14 protein-coding genes are annotated in these 14309 nt (G+C 72.6%); 7 read left to right on the top strand and 7 right to left on the bottom strand.

What is annotated here, in order from left to right:
* Positions 1-8: 8 nt before the first annotated feature.
* From D1J60_RS21895 to D1J60_RS21880, 4 genes are all read right to left on the bottom strand, one after another.
* Positions 9-1127 (bottom strand): GGDEF domain-containing protein, encoded by a 1119-nt coding sequence (locus tag D1J60_RS21895; protein ID WP_125822225.1) that lies wholly within the window; start codon positions 1125-1127, stop codon positions 9-11.
* A 93-nt stretch (positions 1128-1220) separates the two neighbouring features.
* Positions 1221-2024, bottom strand: a complete 804-nt coding sequence (locus tag D1J60_RS21890; RefSeq protein WP_125822224.1) for an enoyl-CoA hydratase-related protein — start codon at positions 2022-2024, stop codon at positions 1221-1223.
* A 26-nt stretch (positions 2025-2050) separates the two neighbouring features.
* Positions 2051-3256 carry an adenylate/guanylate cyclase domain-containing protein gene (locus tag D1J60_RS21885; RefSeq protein WP_125822223.1) on the bottom strand — a complete coding sequence of 402 codons (1206 nt, stop codon included), beginning with the start codon at positions 3254-3256 and terminating at the stop codon, positions 2051-2053.
* 290 nt (positions 3257-3546) lie between these two features.
* Positions 3547-4413 carry a biotin--[acetyl-CoA-carboxylase] ligase gene (locus D1J60_RS21880; RefSeq protein ID WP_125822222.1) on the bottom strand — a complete coding sequence of 289 codons (867 nt, stop codon included), beginning with the start codon at positions 4411-4413 and terminating at the stop codon, positions 3547-3549.
* A 131-nt stretch (positions 4414-4544) separates the two neighbouring features.
* Between D1J60_RS21880 and D1J60_RS21875 the strand changes: the two genes are divergently transcribed.
* The 4 genes from D1J60_RS21875 (at position 4545) to D1J60_RS21865 (ending at position 7256) form a co-directional block, all read left to right on the top strand.
* The gene (locus D1J60_RS21875) at positions 4545-6137 is read left to right on the top strand and encodes an acyl-CoA carboxylase subunit beta (RefSeq protein ID WP_125599239.1); all 1593 of its coding nucleotides are present in this window, start codon (positions 4545-4547) and stop codon (positions 6135-6137) included.
* Between the two features lie 21 nt (positions 6138-6158).
* Positions 6159-6371, top strand: coding sequence for an acyl-CoA carboxylase epsilon subunit (locus D1J60_RS21870; RefSeq protein WP_125599251.1), 213 nt, complete (start codon positions 6159-6161; stop codon positions 6369-6371).
* Positions 6372-6463: 92 nt separating this feature from the next.
* Positions 6464-6598, top strand: coding sequence for a hypothetical protein (locus tag D1J60_RS38690; protein WP_260613863.1), 135 nt, complete (start codon positions 6464-6466; stop codon positions 6596-6598).
* A 58-nt stretch (positions 6599-6656) separates the two neighbouring features.
* Positions 6657-7256: a nucleoside triphosphate pyrophosphatase gene (locus D1J60_RS21865; RefSeq protein ID WP_164720940.1), complete on the top strand. Its 600-nt coding sequence runs from the start codon at positions 6657-6659 to the stop codon at positions 7254-7256.
* Here D1J60_RS21865 and D1J60_RS21860 read toward each other — a convergent pair.
* The gene (locus D1J60_RS21860; protein WP_125822221.1) at positions 7237-7668 is read right to left on the bottom strand and encodes a hypothetical protein; all 432 of its coding nucleotides are present in this window, start codon (positions 7666-7668) and stop codon (positions 7237-7239) included. The genes D1J60_RS21865 and D1J60_RS21860 overlap by 20 nt on opposite strands.
* A 389-nt stretch (positions 7669-8057) precedes the next feature.
* Between D1J60_RS21860 and D1J60_RS21855 the strand changes: the two genes are divergently transcribed.
* Positions 8058-9821 (top strand): biotin carboxylase N-terminal domain-containing protein, encoded by a 1764-nt coding sequence (locus D1J60_RS21855; protein ID WP_125599245.1) that lies wholly within the window; start codon positions 8058-8060, stop codon positions 9819-9821.
* A gap of 214 nt (positions 9822-10035) precedes the next feature.
* On the opposite strand, the gene D1J60_RS21850 is transcribed toward D1J60_RS21855, so the two are convergent.
* Both D1J60_RS21850 and D1J60_RS21845 read right to left on the bottom strand, forming a co-directional pair.
* The gene (locus D1J60_RS21850; protein WP_125822220.1) at positions 10036-11010 is read right to left on the bottom strand and encodes a DeoR/GlpR family DNA-binding transcription regulator; all 975 of its coding nucleotides are present in this window, start codon (positions 11008-11010) and stop codon (positions 10036-10038) included.
* 199 nt (positions 11011-11209) lie between these two features.
* The gene (locus tag D1J60_RS21845) at positions 11210-12649 is read right to left on the bottom strand and encodes an NAD(P)H-quinone dehydrogenase (RefSeq protein WP_125603983.1); all 1440 of its coding nucleotides are present in this window, start codon (positions 12647-12649) and stop codon (positions 11210-11212) included.
* A gap of 162 nt (positions 12650-12811) precedes the next feature.
* On the opposite strand from D1J60_RS21845, the gene D1J60_RS21840 reads away from it, so the two are divergent.
* Together D1J60_RS21840 and D1J60_RS21835 are read left to right on the top strand one after the other, a co-directional pair.
* Complete coding sequence (locus tag D1J60_RS21840; protein ID WP_125603982.1) at positions 12812-13249, top strand: gamma-glutamylcyclotransferase; 438 nt, start codon at positions 12812-12814, stop codon at positions 13247-13249.
* A gap of 125 nt (positions 13250-13374) precedes the next feature.
* Positions 13375-14181 (top strand): purine-nucleoside phosphorylase, encoded by an 807-nt coding sequence (locus tag D1J60_RS21835; protein ID WP_007266086.1) that lies wholly within the window; start codon positions 13375-13377, stop codon positions 14179-14181.
* Positions 14182-14309: the final 128 nt, after the last annotated feature.

Here is a 14309-nt window from a genome sequence, read left to right as displayed (position 1 = left end):
CCGGCCCCTCACTGCCGCCCCCGGAACCGGCGCCGCTCCCCCCGGCCCTCGCGGGCTGCCGCGGCGTCGGCCAGGCGGACCACCGCCGTGTCGCGGCCCGCGACCACCGGCTCCGCCGATCGCGCCGCCTTCGCCTTGTACTGCGCCGCGTCGGCCAGGCGGAACAGCCGCCGGGAGGACTTCACCGGCCCGATGGGGTCGCCCGTGGAGGCCACCCCGCACGCCACGCCCTCGCCCAGCTCCAGCTCGGCGGCCCGTACGCACACCTCCCCCGTCACCCGGACCACCTCGTCCGCCGACGGCCCCGCGCTGACCAGGCAGAACTCGTCCCCGCCCAGCCGTGCGACCAGCGCCCCCGGCAGCATCGCCCCGCACAGGCTCAGCACCGAGCCGAACCGCTCCAGCAGCCGGTCGCCCGTCGCGTGCCCCAGGGTGTCGTTGACGCGCTTGAGGCCGTTCAGGTCGCAGACCACCAGGCTCACCACCGTCCCGCTGCGCCGGTGCTCCTCCAGCGCCTCGTCGAGCCGCATGTCCACGGCCCGCCGGTTGGCCAGGCCGGTCAGCGGGTCCGTGAAGGCGAGGCGGCGGGCCTCCTCCAGGCGCTCGTTCTGCGCGAGCCCCGCGGCCACCACCGCCGCCAGTACCGCCGCGAACTCCGCGTCGTCCTCGTCGAAGTCCGCCATCCCCTCGTCCCGGGCCACGTACAGCTCGCCCCACGCCCGCCCGCTGAGCACGATCGGCGCCACCACGCAGGTACCGCGTCCGCGTCGGCGCAGGGCGTCCCCGCGCCGCCCGGGGCGGTCGCCGACGGCGCTCTCGACCCAGGCGTGGGGGCCCGCGCCGCCCGCCCAGCGCTCGTGCAGGAACTCGGTGATCTCGGGGAAGTCGTGCACGGGGTAGGACTCGTCCTCGGGGAACTCCTCCTCCCCGGCCCGCCGCTCGCCCTCGTTCACCAGGACCCGCAGCAGCCCCCGCTCGCGCTCCCAGGCCGAGATCGCGGCGAACGAGCCGTCCATCGCCAGGCGGGCGCCCCGCGCCGCCGCCCGGATGCTGTCCCGTGGTGCGCAGGCCGCCGCCATGGCCTGCGCGAGTGCCACGACGGCCCGCAGCCGCCCGTCAACTCCCATCACCCCAGATTAGGGAGTTTTATCCGATTTAGTGACAGCAGGGCCCATAGGGGGTGACCGAAGGTCACCCCGAGAGGGCCCGGCCACTCGCCCCTACTCCCCCGGCCAGTTCGGCTTGCGCTTCTCGTTGAAGGCCGCCACGCCCTCCGCCCTGTCCCCGGAGAAGGCCACCGTCCGCCAGGCCGCGTCCTCGATCTCCAGCCCCGCCGCCAGGTCCATCCCGTGCCCCAGCCGCAGCGCCCGCTTGGCGGCGCGCAGCCCGACCGGGGAGTTCGCCGCCATCGTCAGGGCCAGTTCCAGCGCGCGGGCGCGGTCGCCGCCCGCCGGGGCGACCTCGTCGACCAGGCCCAGGGACAGGGCCTCGGCCGCCTCCACGCGGCGGGCCGTGAAGATGAGCTCGGCCGCCCGGGCCGCGCCGACGCGGCGCGGCAGGAGCTGCGTGCCGCCGCCGCCCGGGATCACGCCCACCGACACCTCGGGCAGTCCGACGACGGCCGTCTCGTCGGCCACGATCACGTCGCAGGCCAGCGCCAGCTCGAAGCCGCCGCCCAGCGCGAAGCCGTGCACCGCCGCGACCGTCGGCATCGGCAGCTCCAGCACGCCCCCGTACGCACCCCGGGTGGTGGGCCGCTGGCGCACGAGCTCGGCGTCCGTGAAGGAGTTGCGCTCCTTGAGGTCCGCGCCGACGCAGAACGCGCGCTCGTGGGTGGAGGTCAGTACGACGACCCGTACGCCGGGGTCCGCGGCGAGCGCGCCGCACGCGGCGGAGACCGAGCGCGCCATCTCCGTGGAGACGGCGTTCATCGCCTTCGGCCGGTCCAGCACGAGCTCGGCGACCACGTCGCCGTCGCCGTGCCGCCGCACCGCGACGAACTCTCCGAAGCGCTGATCGGACATGCTGCCACCCTCCCGGTTAACGATCGTTACCCGGGGATCTTAGGTGTCCTCCGCGTCAGCGACCAGGGCTCGACGACCCCCAGGCCGCGGACCGGCCGCTGCCACATCGGCTGGAGCGCGAAGCGGTACGCGCCGCCGCCCTCCTCGCTCTCGGCGTCCTTCTCGGACTTCGGCGCGGCGCCGGTCCGGCTCAGCTCCTCGGCCATCGCCCCGTCGACCAGCACCGCGTCCTTGGGGGCTATGGAGGTCAGCCGGCTCGCCAGGTTCACCGTGGTGCCGAAGACGTCGCCCATCCGGGTCGTCACCGTCCCGAAGGCGATCCCGACGCGCAGCTCGGGCATCTGCGGGTCGGCCTCCATGGTCTCGATCAGCCGCAGCGCGATCTCCGCGGCCGTCGCCGCGTCGTCGGCGCAGTACAGCACCTCGTCGCCCAGCGTCTTGATCAGCCGGCCGCCGTGCGCGGCCACCAGGTCCGCGGCCGTCGTCTCGAAGGCCTCGACCAGCTCGCCGAGCTCCTCCTCCTCCAGCCGCCGCGTCAGCCGGGTGAAGCCCACCAGGTCCGCGAAGCCCACCGCGAGGCGCCGGTCGACCATCTCCTCGTCGTCCGCGACCTGCACCACCCGCCCGGTCGCGGCCGCCAGCTGGCGCCGCCACACGTAGACGAGGAACTCCTCCAGCTCCGGCAGCAGCAGCTCGACCAGCGGGTACGTGACCTCCGTGCGGGTCATGCCCGGCTCGGGGGGCTCCGTCAGCCCCTCCAGGAAGGAATCGATCTGCCATTCGGCCAGCCGGGCGGTGGTCTGGCCGGTGGACCGGGCCACCTGCACGGCCATGGGCTCGCTCAGCAGCCCCGCCTCCACCAGACCGGCCAGACGCCGCAGCGCCAGTACGTCGGCCTCCGTCAGGGCCTTGGCCTGGCCGATGTCGGCGAAGCCCATGGCCCGCCAGAACCGCGAGGCCAGCTCCATCGACACGCCCGCGCTCCGGGCCGCCTGGAACGGCGTGTACCGCCGTTCGGCGCCCAGGATCAGCTGCTCCAGCCGGATGGCGAGCGGGTCGGCCGTCGGCTGCGCCGCGTGGTCGACCTCGTGGAAGGGCGTGTGCTGGTCCCGCCCGATCGGGGTGCCCGGACTCCCGCCGGAAGAGGACGCGGAGCCGGAACCGGAACCGGACCCCGAACCGGACGCGGAGCCGGAACCGGACGCGCTGGACTGAGAATCGTCGACGGTCAAGGGCCGCCTCCTGTCCATTCCGTGCGCGCTGCCGAACCGGGTGATCACCGGGGGGACCGGGATCGCCTAAACCATACGGCAGGTGTGCCGTAGCTCACTCCCCCTCTTTCGGGAGGCCCCTTCGCCTCCGGGGCGCCCCCTGCCTGGCTCACGGGTCCGTGCGGGCTCGAAAACCTTCGTACCTCAGGCTTCCTCCCCGTGCTCGGACCCGTTCCCCAGGCACGCCTCCGGCTCAGGAGCCTCGTGCGCGCTTCGGCCGGACAGGGGGGCGGGGCGCCCCCGCGCCGGTATCAGCGCACCGACCTCAGGTGCACCACGTCCCCCGCGCCCACCGCCTCGCGGGCGTCGTCGGCCGTACGGATCACCAGCCGGCCGTCCGCGTCCACCGCTTCGGCCGTTCCGGTGAGCTCGCGCCCGCCCGGCAGGTCCGCGCGGACGTGGCGGCCCAGCGTCGCGCAGCCGGCCGCGTACGCCTCCTGGAGGCCGCTTTCGGCCGGGTCGCCGGCCGCGTCGCGCCAGCGCCCGTACCACTCCTCCAGCGACCGCAGCACGGCCTTCAGCAGCGGCTCCCGGTCGGTCAGCGCCGCCTTGGCCAGGAGCAGCGACCCGGCTGCGGGCACAGGGAGCTCGTCCTCCGTCAGGGTGACGTTGAGGCCGATGCCGAGGACCACCCCGTCCTCGACCCGCTCCGCGAGGATGCCGCCGGCCTTGCGCTCCTCCCCCTCCACGTTCACCAGGAGGTCGTTCGGCCACTTGAGCGCGGTGTCCACGCCCGCTCCCCGCGAGAGTCCGGCCGAGGTGGCCACCCCGGCCAGCAGCGGCAGCCACCCCCACCGCTCCTGCGGTACGCCCGCGCCCGGCTTGAGCAGCACGGAGAAGAACAGCCCCGACCGGGCCGGCGCGACCCAGCTGCGGTCCAGCCGCCCGCGTCCGGCCGTCTGCTCCTCGGCGACCAGCACGGCGCCCTCGGGCAGTTCCGCGGCACGGGCCGCGAGATCGGTGTTGGTGGACCCGGTGGCGGCGACGACCTCCAGCGAGGTCCACAGGCCGTCCGGCGTGACGAGCGCCTTGGTGAGCGCGGAGGCGTTCAGGGGCGGGCGGTCCAGGCTCGACCAGCGGCCCTGACCCGCTCCGGCTGAAGCATCTTGTGGAGTCATGCAAGTAAATGTAGGTGTGTCAAACGCCGCACTGCCGAGCGCCATGCCCGCCGATACGCTACGCACCAGTAGCCAGCAGCAGTCAATCAATTGACCAGGCAGTTGACACCACACAGGGAGCCGCGACCCCGATGTCCCAACCCTCAGAGCCGATCGACATGCACACGACCGCGGGCAAGCTCGCGGACCTGCGGCGCCGCGTCGAGGAAGCCACGCACGCCGGTTCCGAGCGCGCCGTCGAGAAGCAGCACGCCAAGGGCAAGCTGACGGCACGTGAACGCGTGGCGCTGCTGCTGGACGAGGGGTCCTTCGTAGAGCTGGACGAGTTCGCCCGGCACCGGTCGACCAACTTCGGACTGGAGAAGACCCGCCCCTACGGCGACGGCGTCGTCACCGGCTACGGCACGGTCGACGGCCGGCCGGTGGCCGTGTTCTCCCAGGACTTCACCGTCTTCGGCGGGGCCCTCGGCGAGGTCTACGGCCAGAAGATCATCAAGGTGATGGACTTCGCCCTGAAGACCGGCTGTCCGGTCGTCGGGATCAACGACTCCGGCGGCGCCCGCATCCAGGAGGGCGTCAGCGCGCTCGGGATGTACGGCGAGATCTTCCGCCGCAACGTCCACGCGTCGGGTGTGATCCCGCAGATCAGCCTGGTCGTGGGGCCCTGCGCGGGCGGCGCCGTCTACTCCCCGGCCATCACCGACTTCACGGTCATGGTCGACCAGACCTCGCACATGTTCATCACCGGCCCGGACGTCATCAAGACGGTCACCGGCGAGGACGTCGGCTTCGAGGAGCTGGGCGGTGCGCGCACGCACAACAGCACGTCCGGCGTCGCCCACCACATGGCCGGTGACGAGAAGGACGCGATCGAGTACGTCAAGTCGCTGCTCGCCTACCTGCCGTCGAACAACCTCTCCGAGCCGCCCGCCTTCCCCGAGGAGGCGGACACCGAGGTCTCCGGGACCGACCTGGAACTCGACGTCCTGATCCCGGACAGTGCGAACCAGCCGTACGACATGCACACTGTCATTGAGCACGTGCTGGACGACGGGGAGTTCCTGGAGACGCAGTCCCTGTTCGCCCCGAACATCCTCACGGGCTTCGGCCGGGTCGAGGGACACCCGGTGGGCGTGGTCGCCAACCAGCCGATGCAGTTCGCCGGCTGCCTGGACATCAACGCCTCCGAGAAGGCCGCGCGCTTCGTCCGGACGTGCGACGCCTTCAACATCCCGGTGCTGACGTTCGTCGACGTCCCGGGCTTCCTGCCCGGCACCGACCAGGAGTACAACGGAATCATCCGGCGCGGCGCCAAGCTGATCTACGCGTACGCCGAGGCCACCGTCCCCCTCATCACCGTCATCACCCGCAAGGCCTTCGGCGGCGCCTACGACGTCATGGGCTCCAAGCACCTCGGCGCGGACCTGAACCTGGCCTGGCCGACCGCCCAGATCGCCGTCATGGGCGCGCAGGGCGCGGTGAACATCCTGCACCGGCGCACCATCGCGGAGGCCGCTCCGGAGGAGGTGGAGGAGACCCGGGCACGGCTCATCACCGAGTACGAGGACACGCTCCTCAACCCGTACACGGCCGCCGAGCGCGGTTACGTCGACGCGGTGGTCATGCCGTCCGAGACCCGCGCCCACGTGGTGAAGGGTCTGCGGCAGCTGCGTACGAAGCGGGAGTCGCTGCCCCCGAAGAAGCACGGCAACATCCCCCTCTAGGCCCTCCAGGAGGACTCTGTGGTGATCAAGGTCGTCAAGGGCAACCCGACCCCCGAGGAGCTGGCCGCCGCACTGGCGGTGGTCCAAGCGCGCGCGGCGGCGCTGGCCTCGGCCCCGTCGGGCGCGCCCCGGGTCCCGGACGAGTGGGCCTCGCCGAGCCGGGTGGCGCGGCGGCGCCAGATGCTGCCCGGGCCGCGCGCGTGGGGCCGTACGTACTGGCCCGGACGGGGCTGAGCCCCGCGTTCCGGAAGATGGCGCGAACGGACGGTGGCGCCTGAGTACCCGTACTCAGGCGCCACCGGCGTACCGGGGGCCAGGATCGGGGCATGCTCTGGTCAGACCCGAAGAACGAGCCCCCGAAGGACATGCGCGACGCCCAGGCGATGCTCCGGCGGATGCTCGTGGTCCTCGTCCTGGCGATGGTGATCGCGGTGTACGTCCTCGGCGTGCCCCCGTTCTGAGGCCCCCGGGGGGCCGGCGGCCGGGGGCGGCCACGGCCGCCGCCCTACGATGGCCCCCATGACCGTACGCACGCTCGTCCTCGCCTCCGCCTCGCCCGCCCGGCTGAACCTGCTGCGGCAGGCCGGGCTCGCCCCGCACGTGATCGTCAGCGGCTTCGACGAGGACACCCTGGACCACGACGAACCGGCCGGCCTGGCGCTGGCCCTGGCCGAGGCCAAGGCGGGCGTGGTGGCGGGCCTGGAGGAGGCCGCGGGCGCCCTGGTGATCGGCTGTGACTCCGTGCTGGAGCTGGACGGCGAGGCGCTCGGCAAGCCGGCCGACGCGGCCGACGCGACGGCCCGCTGGAAGTCGATGCGCGGCCGGGCCGGGGTGCTGCGCACGGGCCACTGCGTGATCGACACGGCGACCGGCCGTCAGGTCTCGGCGACGGCCTCCACGACGGTCCGCTTCGGCGAGCCGACGGACGCGGAGGTGGCGGCGTACGTGGCCAGCGGCGAGCCGCTGCACGTGGCCGGGGCGTTCACCCTGGACGGCCTGTCGGCGCCGTTCATCGACGGCATCGACGGGGACCCGGGCAACGTCATCGGGCTGTCGCTGCCGCTGCTGCGCTCGCTGCTGGGCGAACTGGACGTGTCCATCACGGACTTGTGGGCCTGAGGCCCCCGCCGGGCTGCTCGGCCGGTTTGGCGTAGAGCATCAGGGTCAGCACGAGCAGGCAGAGGATCGCCGTCGTCGCAGCGAAGGCGCCCCAGCCGACGAGTCCCACGGCGAGGGCGCCGAGCACCCCGTGGGTGACGGCGGCGACGACGAGCACGACGCGGGCGGCCCGGCCCGGCGGGCGGTCGCGCAGCGCGGCGACGGCGGCCAGGACGGCGCACAGCAGGAGGAAGGCGCCCATGCCGGCCCCCATCCCATAGGTAGTCATGACCATGACATCCGGATCCATGCCCGCGACGGACATCGACTGGGCCTCGGTCGCCCGGCCCAGCACGACATGGACGAGCACGAGGACGGCGGCCTCCGCGACGAGCGCGACCGCGACCAGCCCCGCCACGAGTCTGCGCAGCACGACGCCCCCATCCCTCCCACGCCACAAGCGTGTTCGACGCCTGGGAGGCTACTAACGAGTAAACCTTCGGACAAGAGTCCGCACCCGCTTCGTTACGGGAAAGGGCGCGCGGGGCGACCGTGACGGCCCTCACTCAAAGAATGCATAGGCTGTTCGTAGGGACTCCACAAAGAATCGGCGGGGGCCGCTGACCCGCCGAACAGAGACCTCCCCCTCCCCACGGGGTTACTGTGCAGTCGGGGATCTCCCTGACCTGGGGCGACACACGGGCTTTCCCACTCAAGAGGCACTCGAATAACACTCCGTGTGGGCAAGGTCACCATTGGGGAAGGGTCGTAAGGCCGTGTCGACTGTCCCTAAACTCAGCTTGTTTCAAGGAGGGAGCCATCGTGCGCAAGGTGCTCATCGCCAACCGTGGCGAAATCGCTGTCCGCGTTGCTCGGGCCTGCCGGGATGCCGGAATCGCGAGCGTAGCCGTCTACGCCGATCCGGACCGGGACGCCCTGCACGTCCGCGCGGCAGACGAAGCTTTCGCGTTGGGCGGTGACACCCCGGCAGCCAGCTACCTCGACATCGCGAAGGTACTGCAGGCGGCCGCGGACTCCGGTGCGGACGCCATCCACCCCGGATACGGCTTCCTCTCCGAGAACGCCGACTTCGCCCAGGCCGTGCTCGACGCCGGACTGACCTGGATCGGCCCGCCGCCGCAGGCCATCCGCGACCTCGGCGACAAGGTGGCCGCCCGCCACATCGCCCAGCGCGCCGGGGCCCCGCTCGTCGCGGGCACCCCCGACCCCGTCTCCGGCGCCGACGAGGTCGTCGCGTTCGCCCAGGAGCACGGCCTGCCCATCGCCATCAAGGCCGCCTTCGGCGGTGGCGGCCGCGGCCTCAAGGTCGCCCGCACCCTCGAAGAGGTCCCAGAGCTCTACGACTCCGCCGTGCGCGAGGCCGTGGCCGCCTTCGGCCGCGGCGAGTGCTTCGTCGAGCGCTACCTCGACAGGCCGCGCCACGTCGAGACCCAGTGCCTCGCGGACACGCACGGCAACGTGGTCGTCGTCTCCACCCGTGACTGCTCGCTCCAGCGCCGCCACCAGAAGCTCGTGGAGGAGGCCCCGGCCCCCTTCCTGACGGAGGCCCAGAACGCCGAGCTGTACGCCGCGTCCAAGGCCATCCTCAAGGAGGCCGGCTACGTCGGCGCGGGCACCGTCGAGTTCCTCGTCGGCACCGACGGCACCATCTCCTTCCTCGAGGTCAACACCCGCCTCCAGGTCGAGCACCCGGTGACCGAGGAGGTCGCCGGCATCGACCTGGTGCGCGAGATGTTCCGCATCGCCGACGGCGAGGAGCTCGGCTACGGCGACCCCGAGCTGCGCGGCCACTCCTTCGAGTTCCGCATCAACGGCGAGGACCCGGGCCGCAACTTCCTGCCCGCGCCCGGCACCGTCACCCTCTTCGCCCCGCCGACCGGCCCCGGCGTCCGCCTGGACGCGGGCGTGGAGACCGGCTCGGTCATCGGCCCCGCCTGGGACTCGCTGCTCGCGAAGCTGATCGTCACCGGCGCCACCCGCGAGCAGGCCCTCCAGCGCGCCGCCCGCGCCCTGGCGGAGTTCAACGTGGAGGGCATGGCCACCGCCATCCCGTTCCACCGCGCGGTCGTCACCGACCCGGCCTTCGCCCCGACCGACGGCACCCCGTTCAAGGTCCACACCCGCTGGATCGAGACGGAGTTCGTCAACGAGATCAAGCCCTTCACCGCTCCGGCGGCCGAGGAGACCGAGGACGAGCCGGGCCGCGAGACGGTCGTCGTCGAGGTCGGCGGCAAGCGCCTGGAGGTCTCCCTCCCGTCCTCGCTGGGCATGACCCTCGCCCGCACGGCCGCCGCGGGCGGCGCCAAGCCGAAGCGCCGCGCCGCCAAGAAGTCCGGCCCGGCCGCCTCCGGCGACACCCTCGCGTCGCCGATGCAGGGCACGATCGTCAAGGTCGCGGTCGAGGAGGGCCAGCAGGTCAACGAGGGCGACCTGGTCGTCGTCCTGGAGGCGATGAAGATGGAGCAGCCGCTGAACGCGCACCGCTCCGGCACCATCGTCGGCCTCACGGCCGAGGTCGGGGCCTCCCTCACCTCGGGCGCCACGATCTGCGAGATCAAGGACTGACGCCCCCAGCCGTACCAAGGCCCCCCGCCCGTATCCCCGGGCGGGGGGCCTTGACGTTTCCGGCCGCGCCCCGGTGCCCACATGCAGCCCCGCCGGCGTTTGAGGCGCGGGGGTCTGGGGGCGGAGCCCCCAGGGGGGCCGGGGCGCAGCCCCGGGGAACGGGCGAAGGGCGGGTAGGGGAACGGCCCCGCAGGGACCCGGGGCACCGGAGCGGCTAGCGGCGCCGCATGTCGGCGACCCGCGCCCGCTCCCCCGCCTGCTGCTCCAGCAGCGACGCCGGCGCGCTGCGCAGCTGCGCGGTCGGCCCGCCGCGCCGCTGGACCGGCAGCGGGGACTCCCGGCGCGGCCTGCGCCCCGGCATCCCCTCCCCACCGCCCCCGGCGCCCCCGTGGCCCCCGGCCACCGGCGCCGACCCGGCCACGGTGATCTGCACGCCCTGGTCGGCCAGCGCCTGGAGCTCCGTCGCGGCCCGTTCGTCGTGCTGCGGGGGCTCGTCCGTCACCAGCCGCGTCATCACGTCGGTCGGCACGGTCTGGAACATCGTGTCCGTGCCGAGCTTCGTGTGGTCGGCCAGGACGACGACCTCCGCCGCCGCCTGCACCAGCGCCCGGTCCACGCTCGCGGAGAGCATGTTGGAGGTGGAGAGCCCGCGCTCGGCGGTCAGGCCGCTGCCGGACAGGAAGGCCCGGGAGACCCGCAGCCCCTGGAGGGACTGTTCGGCGCCGCTGCCCACGAGGGCGTAGTTCGAGCCGCGCAGCGTGCCGCCGGTCATCACCACCTCCACCCGGTTGGCGTGCGCCAGCGCCTGGGCGACGAGCAGCGAGTTGGTGACGACGGTGAGACCGGGCACCCGTGCGAGCCGGCGGGCCAGCTCCTGGGTCGTGGTACCCGCGCCGACGACGACGGCCTCGCCTTCTTCGACGAGGCCGGCCGCGACATCGGCGATGGCGGTCTTCTCCGCCGTCGCGAGATGGGACTTTTGCGGAAAGCCGGACTCCCGCGTGAAACCGCCCGGCAAGACCGCACCGCCGTGCCGGCGGTCGAGGAGTCCTTCTGCCTCCAGCGCCCGCACGTCCCGCCGTACGGTCACTTCGGAGGTCTGGACGACGCGGGCGAGCTCCCGGAGCGATACCGCACCGTTGGCCCGCACCATTTCGAGGATCAATTGGCGACGTTCAGCAGCGAACACGAAACTGACAGTAACCCCAACGACCGTCTGCTTTCAGCTCCTTGCGCCGGAATACCGAAGTTGTCCATACGGCGGTCCGGTGAGTGGTATACGCGGCGGACCCGCTGCCGGCCGCCACCACCACGCTCTCCCGCCCCACCACGACTTCCGCCCCAACCCGCGTACGGGAAGGGGCGGTTGAGCCTGGGAGCGGGACCCGCTACGCCTCGCCGCCCGCCTTGCGGGTGTGCAACTGGCGGGCCACTTCGGCGATCGAACCGGACAGCGAGGGGTACACGGTGAACGCGTTTGCGATCTGCTCGACGGTCAGGTTGTTGTCGACGGCGATCGAGATGGGGTGGATCAGCTCGCTCGCGCGCGGCGAGACGACGACGCCGCCCACCACGATCCCGGTGCCCGGACGGCAGAACATCTTCACGAAGCCGTCCCGGATGCCCTGCATCTTGGCGCGCGGGTTGCGCAGCAGCGGCAGCTTCACCACACGGGCGTCGATCTTGCCGGCGTCCACGTCGGCCTGCGTGTAGCCGACGGTGGCGATCTCGGGGTCGGTGAAGACGTTCGAGGAGACCGTCTTCAGGTTCAGCGGGGCCACCGCGTCGCCGAGGAAGTGGTACATCGCGATGCGGCCCTGCATGGCGGCGACGGAGGCGAGCGCGAACACGCCCGTCACGTCACCGGCGGCGTACACGCCGGGCGAGGACGTGCGCGAGACCTTGTCGGTCCAGATGTGCCCGGACTCCTTGAGCCGGACCCCGGACTCCTCCAGGTTCATGTTCTTGGTGTTCGGGATGGCGCCGACCGCCATCAGGCAGTGGGTGCCCGTGATCACGCGGCCGTCGGAGAGGGTGACCTCGACCCGGTCGCCGACCCGCTTGGCGGACTCGGCGCGCGAACGGCCGATGACGTTCATGCCGCGGCGGCGGAAGACGTCCTCCAGCACGGCGGCCGCGTCCGGGTCCTCGCCGGGCAGCACGCGGTCGCGCGAGGACACCAGGGTCACCCGGGAGCCCAGCGCCTGGTACGCGCCGGCGAACTCGGCACCGGTCACACCGGAGCCGACCACGATCAGCTCCTCGGGCAGCTCCTCCAGGTCGTAGACCTGGGTCCAGTTCAGGATCCGCTCCCCGTCGGGCATCGCGTCCGGGATCTCGCGGGGGGTGCCGCCCGTGGCGATGAGGACGGCGTCGGCGGTGAGGATCGTCTCGGTGCCGTCGGCGGCGGTGACGATGACGTCCCGCGTGCCGTCGATGCCCTGCGGGCCCCCGAGCTTGCCGCGGCCGCGCATGACGCGGGCGCCGGCCCGGGTCACGGACGCGGTGATGTCGTGGGACTGCGCCAGCGCGAGGCGCTTCACGCGCCGGTTCACCTTGCCGAGGTCGACGCCGACGACGCGCGCCGCCTGCTCGATGTGCGGGGTGTCGTCCGCGACGACGATGCCCAGCTCCTCGTACGACGAGTCGAAGGTCGTCATGACCTCTGCGGTCGCGATGAGGGTCTTCGAGGGCACGCAGTCGGTCAGCACCGACGCCCCGCCCAGGCCGTCGCAGTCGACGACGGTCACCTCCGCGCCGAGCTGGGCCCCCACCAGGGCTGCCTCATACCCGCCGGGTCCGCCGCCGATGATCACGATCCGGGTCACGAAAAGTCCGCCTCACGTCTACCCGGCCGGCTGCCGCCCCGGCCGGTGGTCCGGGGGTTCTCCCCGGGGGATGCATTCCGTGCCCCATTGTCCCGCACGCATCAAGGTGCTCGCACCATCCGGACACGCGTGCCGGGGCGAGCCTCCCGTACCCTCGACCTCATGTCGCTCTACGCCGCGTACGCCGGCAACCTCGACCCGCGGCTGATGACGCGCCGCGCTCCCCATTCCCCGCTGCGCGGCACGGGCTGGATCAACGACTGGCGGCTTACCTTCGGCGGCGAGCAGATGGGCTGGGAAGGCGCCCTCGCCACCGTCGTGGAGGCCCCCCGCCAGCAGGTCTTCGTCGCGCTGTACGACATCGCCCCGCTCGACGAGGACTCCATGGACCGCTGGGAGGGTGTCGGCCTCGACATCTACCGCCGCATGCGGATCCGCGTCCACACCCTGGACGGCGAGGAGGCGGCCTGGTGCTACGTCCTCAACGGCTACGAGGGCGGCCTGCCCTCCGCGCGCTACCTGGGCGAGATCGCCGACGCCGCCGAGTCCGCCGGCGCACCGCACGACTACGTCATGGAACTCCGCAAGCGCCCCTGCTGACCCGCGCCGCGGCCCGCCCGCAGGGGCCCAGGGGGACGATTCGGCGGAAACGACAAGGCAACGATCCGAACACCGTGAGCTGCGCCATCTACGCGCGTAGGCGATAAGCGGCTACGCTCGTCTGCGTGAACGCATCTGTTACCGACCCCTTCGCCGCCGCCGACGCCGCCGCCGCCCGCCTCCGCGAGCTCACCGGCGTCGAATCCCACGATGTCGCCCTCGTCATGGGCTCCGGCTGGGCCCCCGCCGCAGAGGCGCTCGGCGCCCCCGAGTCCGAGTTCCTCGTCACCGAGCTGCCCGGCTTCCCGCCCGCCGCCGTCGAGGGCCACGGCGGCAAGATCCGCTCGTACAAGATCGGCGACAAGCGCGCCCTGGTCTTCCTCGGCCGGACCCACTTCTACGAGGGCCGCGGCGTCGCCGCCGTCGCCCACGGCGTGCGCACCGCCGTCGCCGCCGGCTGCAAGACCGTCGTCCTCACCAACGGCTGCGGCGGCCTCCGCGAGGGCATGAAGCCCGGCCAGCCCGTCCTGATCAGCGACCACCTCAACCTGACGGCCACCTCGCCGATCGTCGGCGCGAACTTCGTGGACCTCACCGACCTGTACTCGCCGCGCCTGCGCGCGATGTGCAAGGAGATCGACGAGACCCTCGAAGAGGGCGTCTACGTCCAGTTCCCCGGCCCGCACTACGAGACCCCGGCCGAGATCAACATGATCCGCGTCATGGGCGCCGACCTGGTCGGCATGTCCACCGTGCTCGAGGCCATCGCCGCCCGCGAGGCCGGCGCCGAGGTCCTCGGCATCTCCCTCGTCACCAACCTGGCCGCGGGCCTGTCCGGCGAGCCGCTGAACCACGAAGAGGTCCTCCAGGCCGGCCGCGACTCCGCCGCCCGCATGGGCACGCTGCTGACGCAGGTCCTCGACCGCATCTGATCGGCACGGTCGGCACCCGACCCGGCACGGTCGGCACCCGACTCGACACGGTCGGCACCCGACCCGGCCCGGTCGGCACCCGACGATCGATCTGCATCGACATCGACGACGCACGACGTACGAGAGGT

This window comes from Streptomyces sp. W1SF4 (genome assembly GCF_003950035.1).
GTDB classification, from domain to species: Bacteria; Actinomycetota; Actinomycetes; order Streptomycetales; family Streptomycetaceae; genus Streptomyces; species Streptomyces racemochromogenes.
The sequence above is the reverse complement of the archived record's forward strand: the minus strand, read 5'-3'. Positions and strand labels throughout refer to the sequence as shown.

What these genes read in the sequence shown, in the direction of transcription:
- D1J60_RS21895 (WP_125822225.1), bottom strand. Translation starts at nt 1,127, where the DNA reads ATGGGAGTTGACGGGCGGCTGCGGGCCGTCGTGGCACTCGCGCAGGCC.
- D1J60_RS21890 (WP_125822224.1), bottom strand. Translation starts at nt 2,024, where the DNA reads ATGTCCGATCAGCGCTTCGGAGAGTTCGTCGCGGTGCGGCGGCACGGC.
- D1J60_RS21880 (WP_125822222.1), bottom strand. Translation starts at nt 4,413, where the DNA reads ATGACTCCACAAGATGCTTCAGCCGGAGCGGGTCAGGGCCGCTGGTCG.
- D1J60_RS21875 (WP_125599239.1), top strand. Translation starts at nt 4,545, where the DNA reads ATGTCCCAACCCTCAGAGCCGATCGACATGCACACGACCGCGGGCAAG.
- D1J60_RS38690 (WP_260613863.1), top strand. Translation starts at nt 6,464, where the DNA reads ATGCTCTGGTCAGACCCGAAGAACGAGCCCCCGAAGGACATGCGCGAC.
- D1J60_RS21865 (WP_164720940.1), top strand. Translation starts at nt 6,657, where the DNA reads ATGACCGTACGCACGCTCGTCCTCGCCTCCGCCTCGCCCGCCCGGCTG.
- D1J60_RS21840 (WP_125603982.1), top strand. Translation starts at nt 12,812, where the DNA reads ATGTCGCTCTACGCCGCGTACGCCGGCAACCTCGACCCGCGGCTGATG.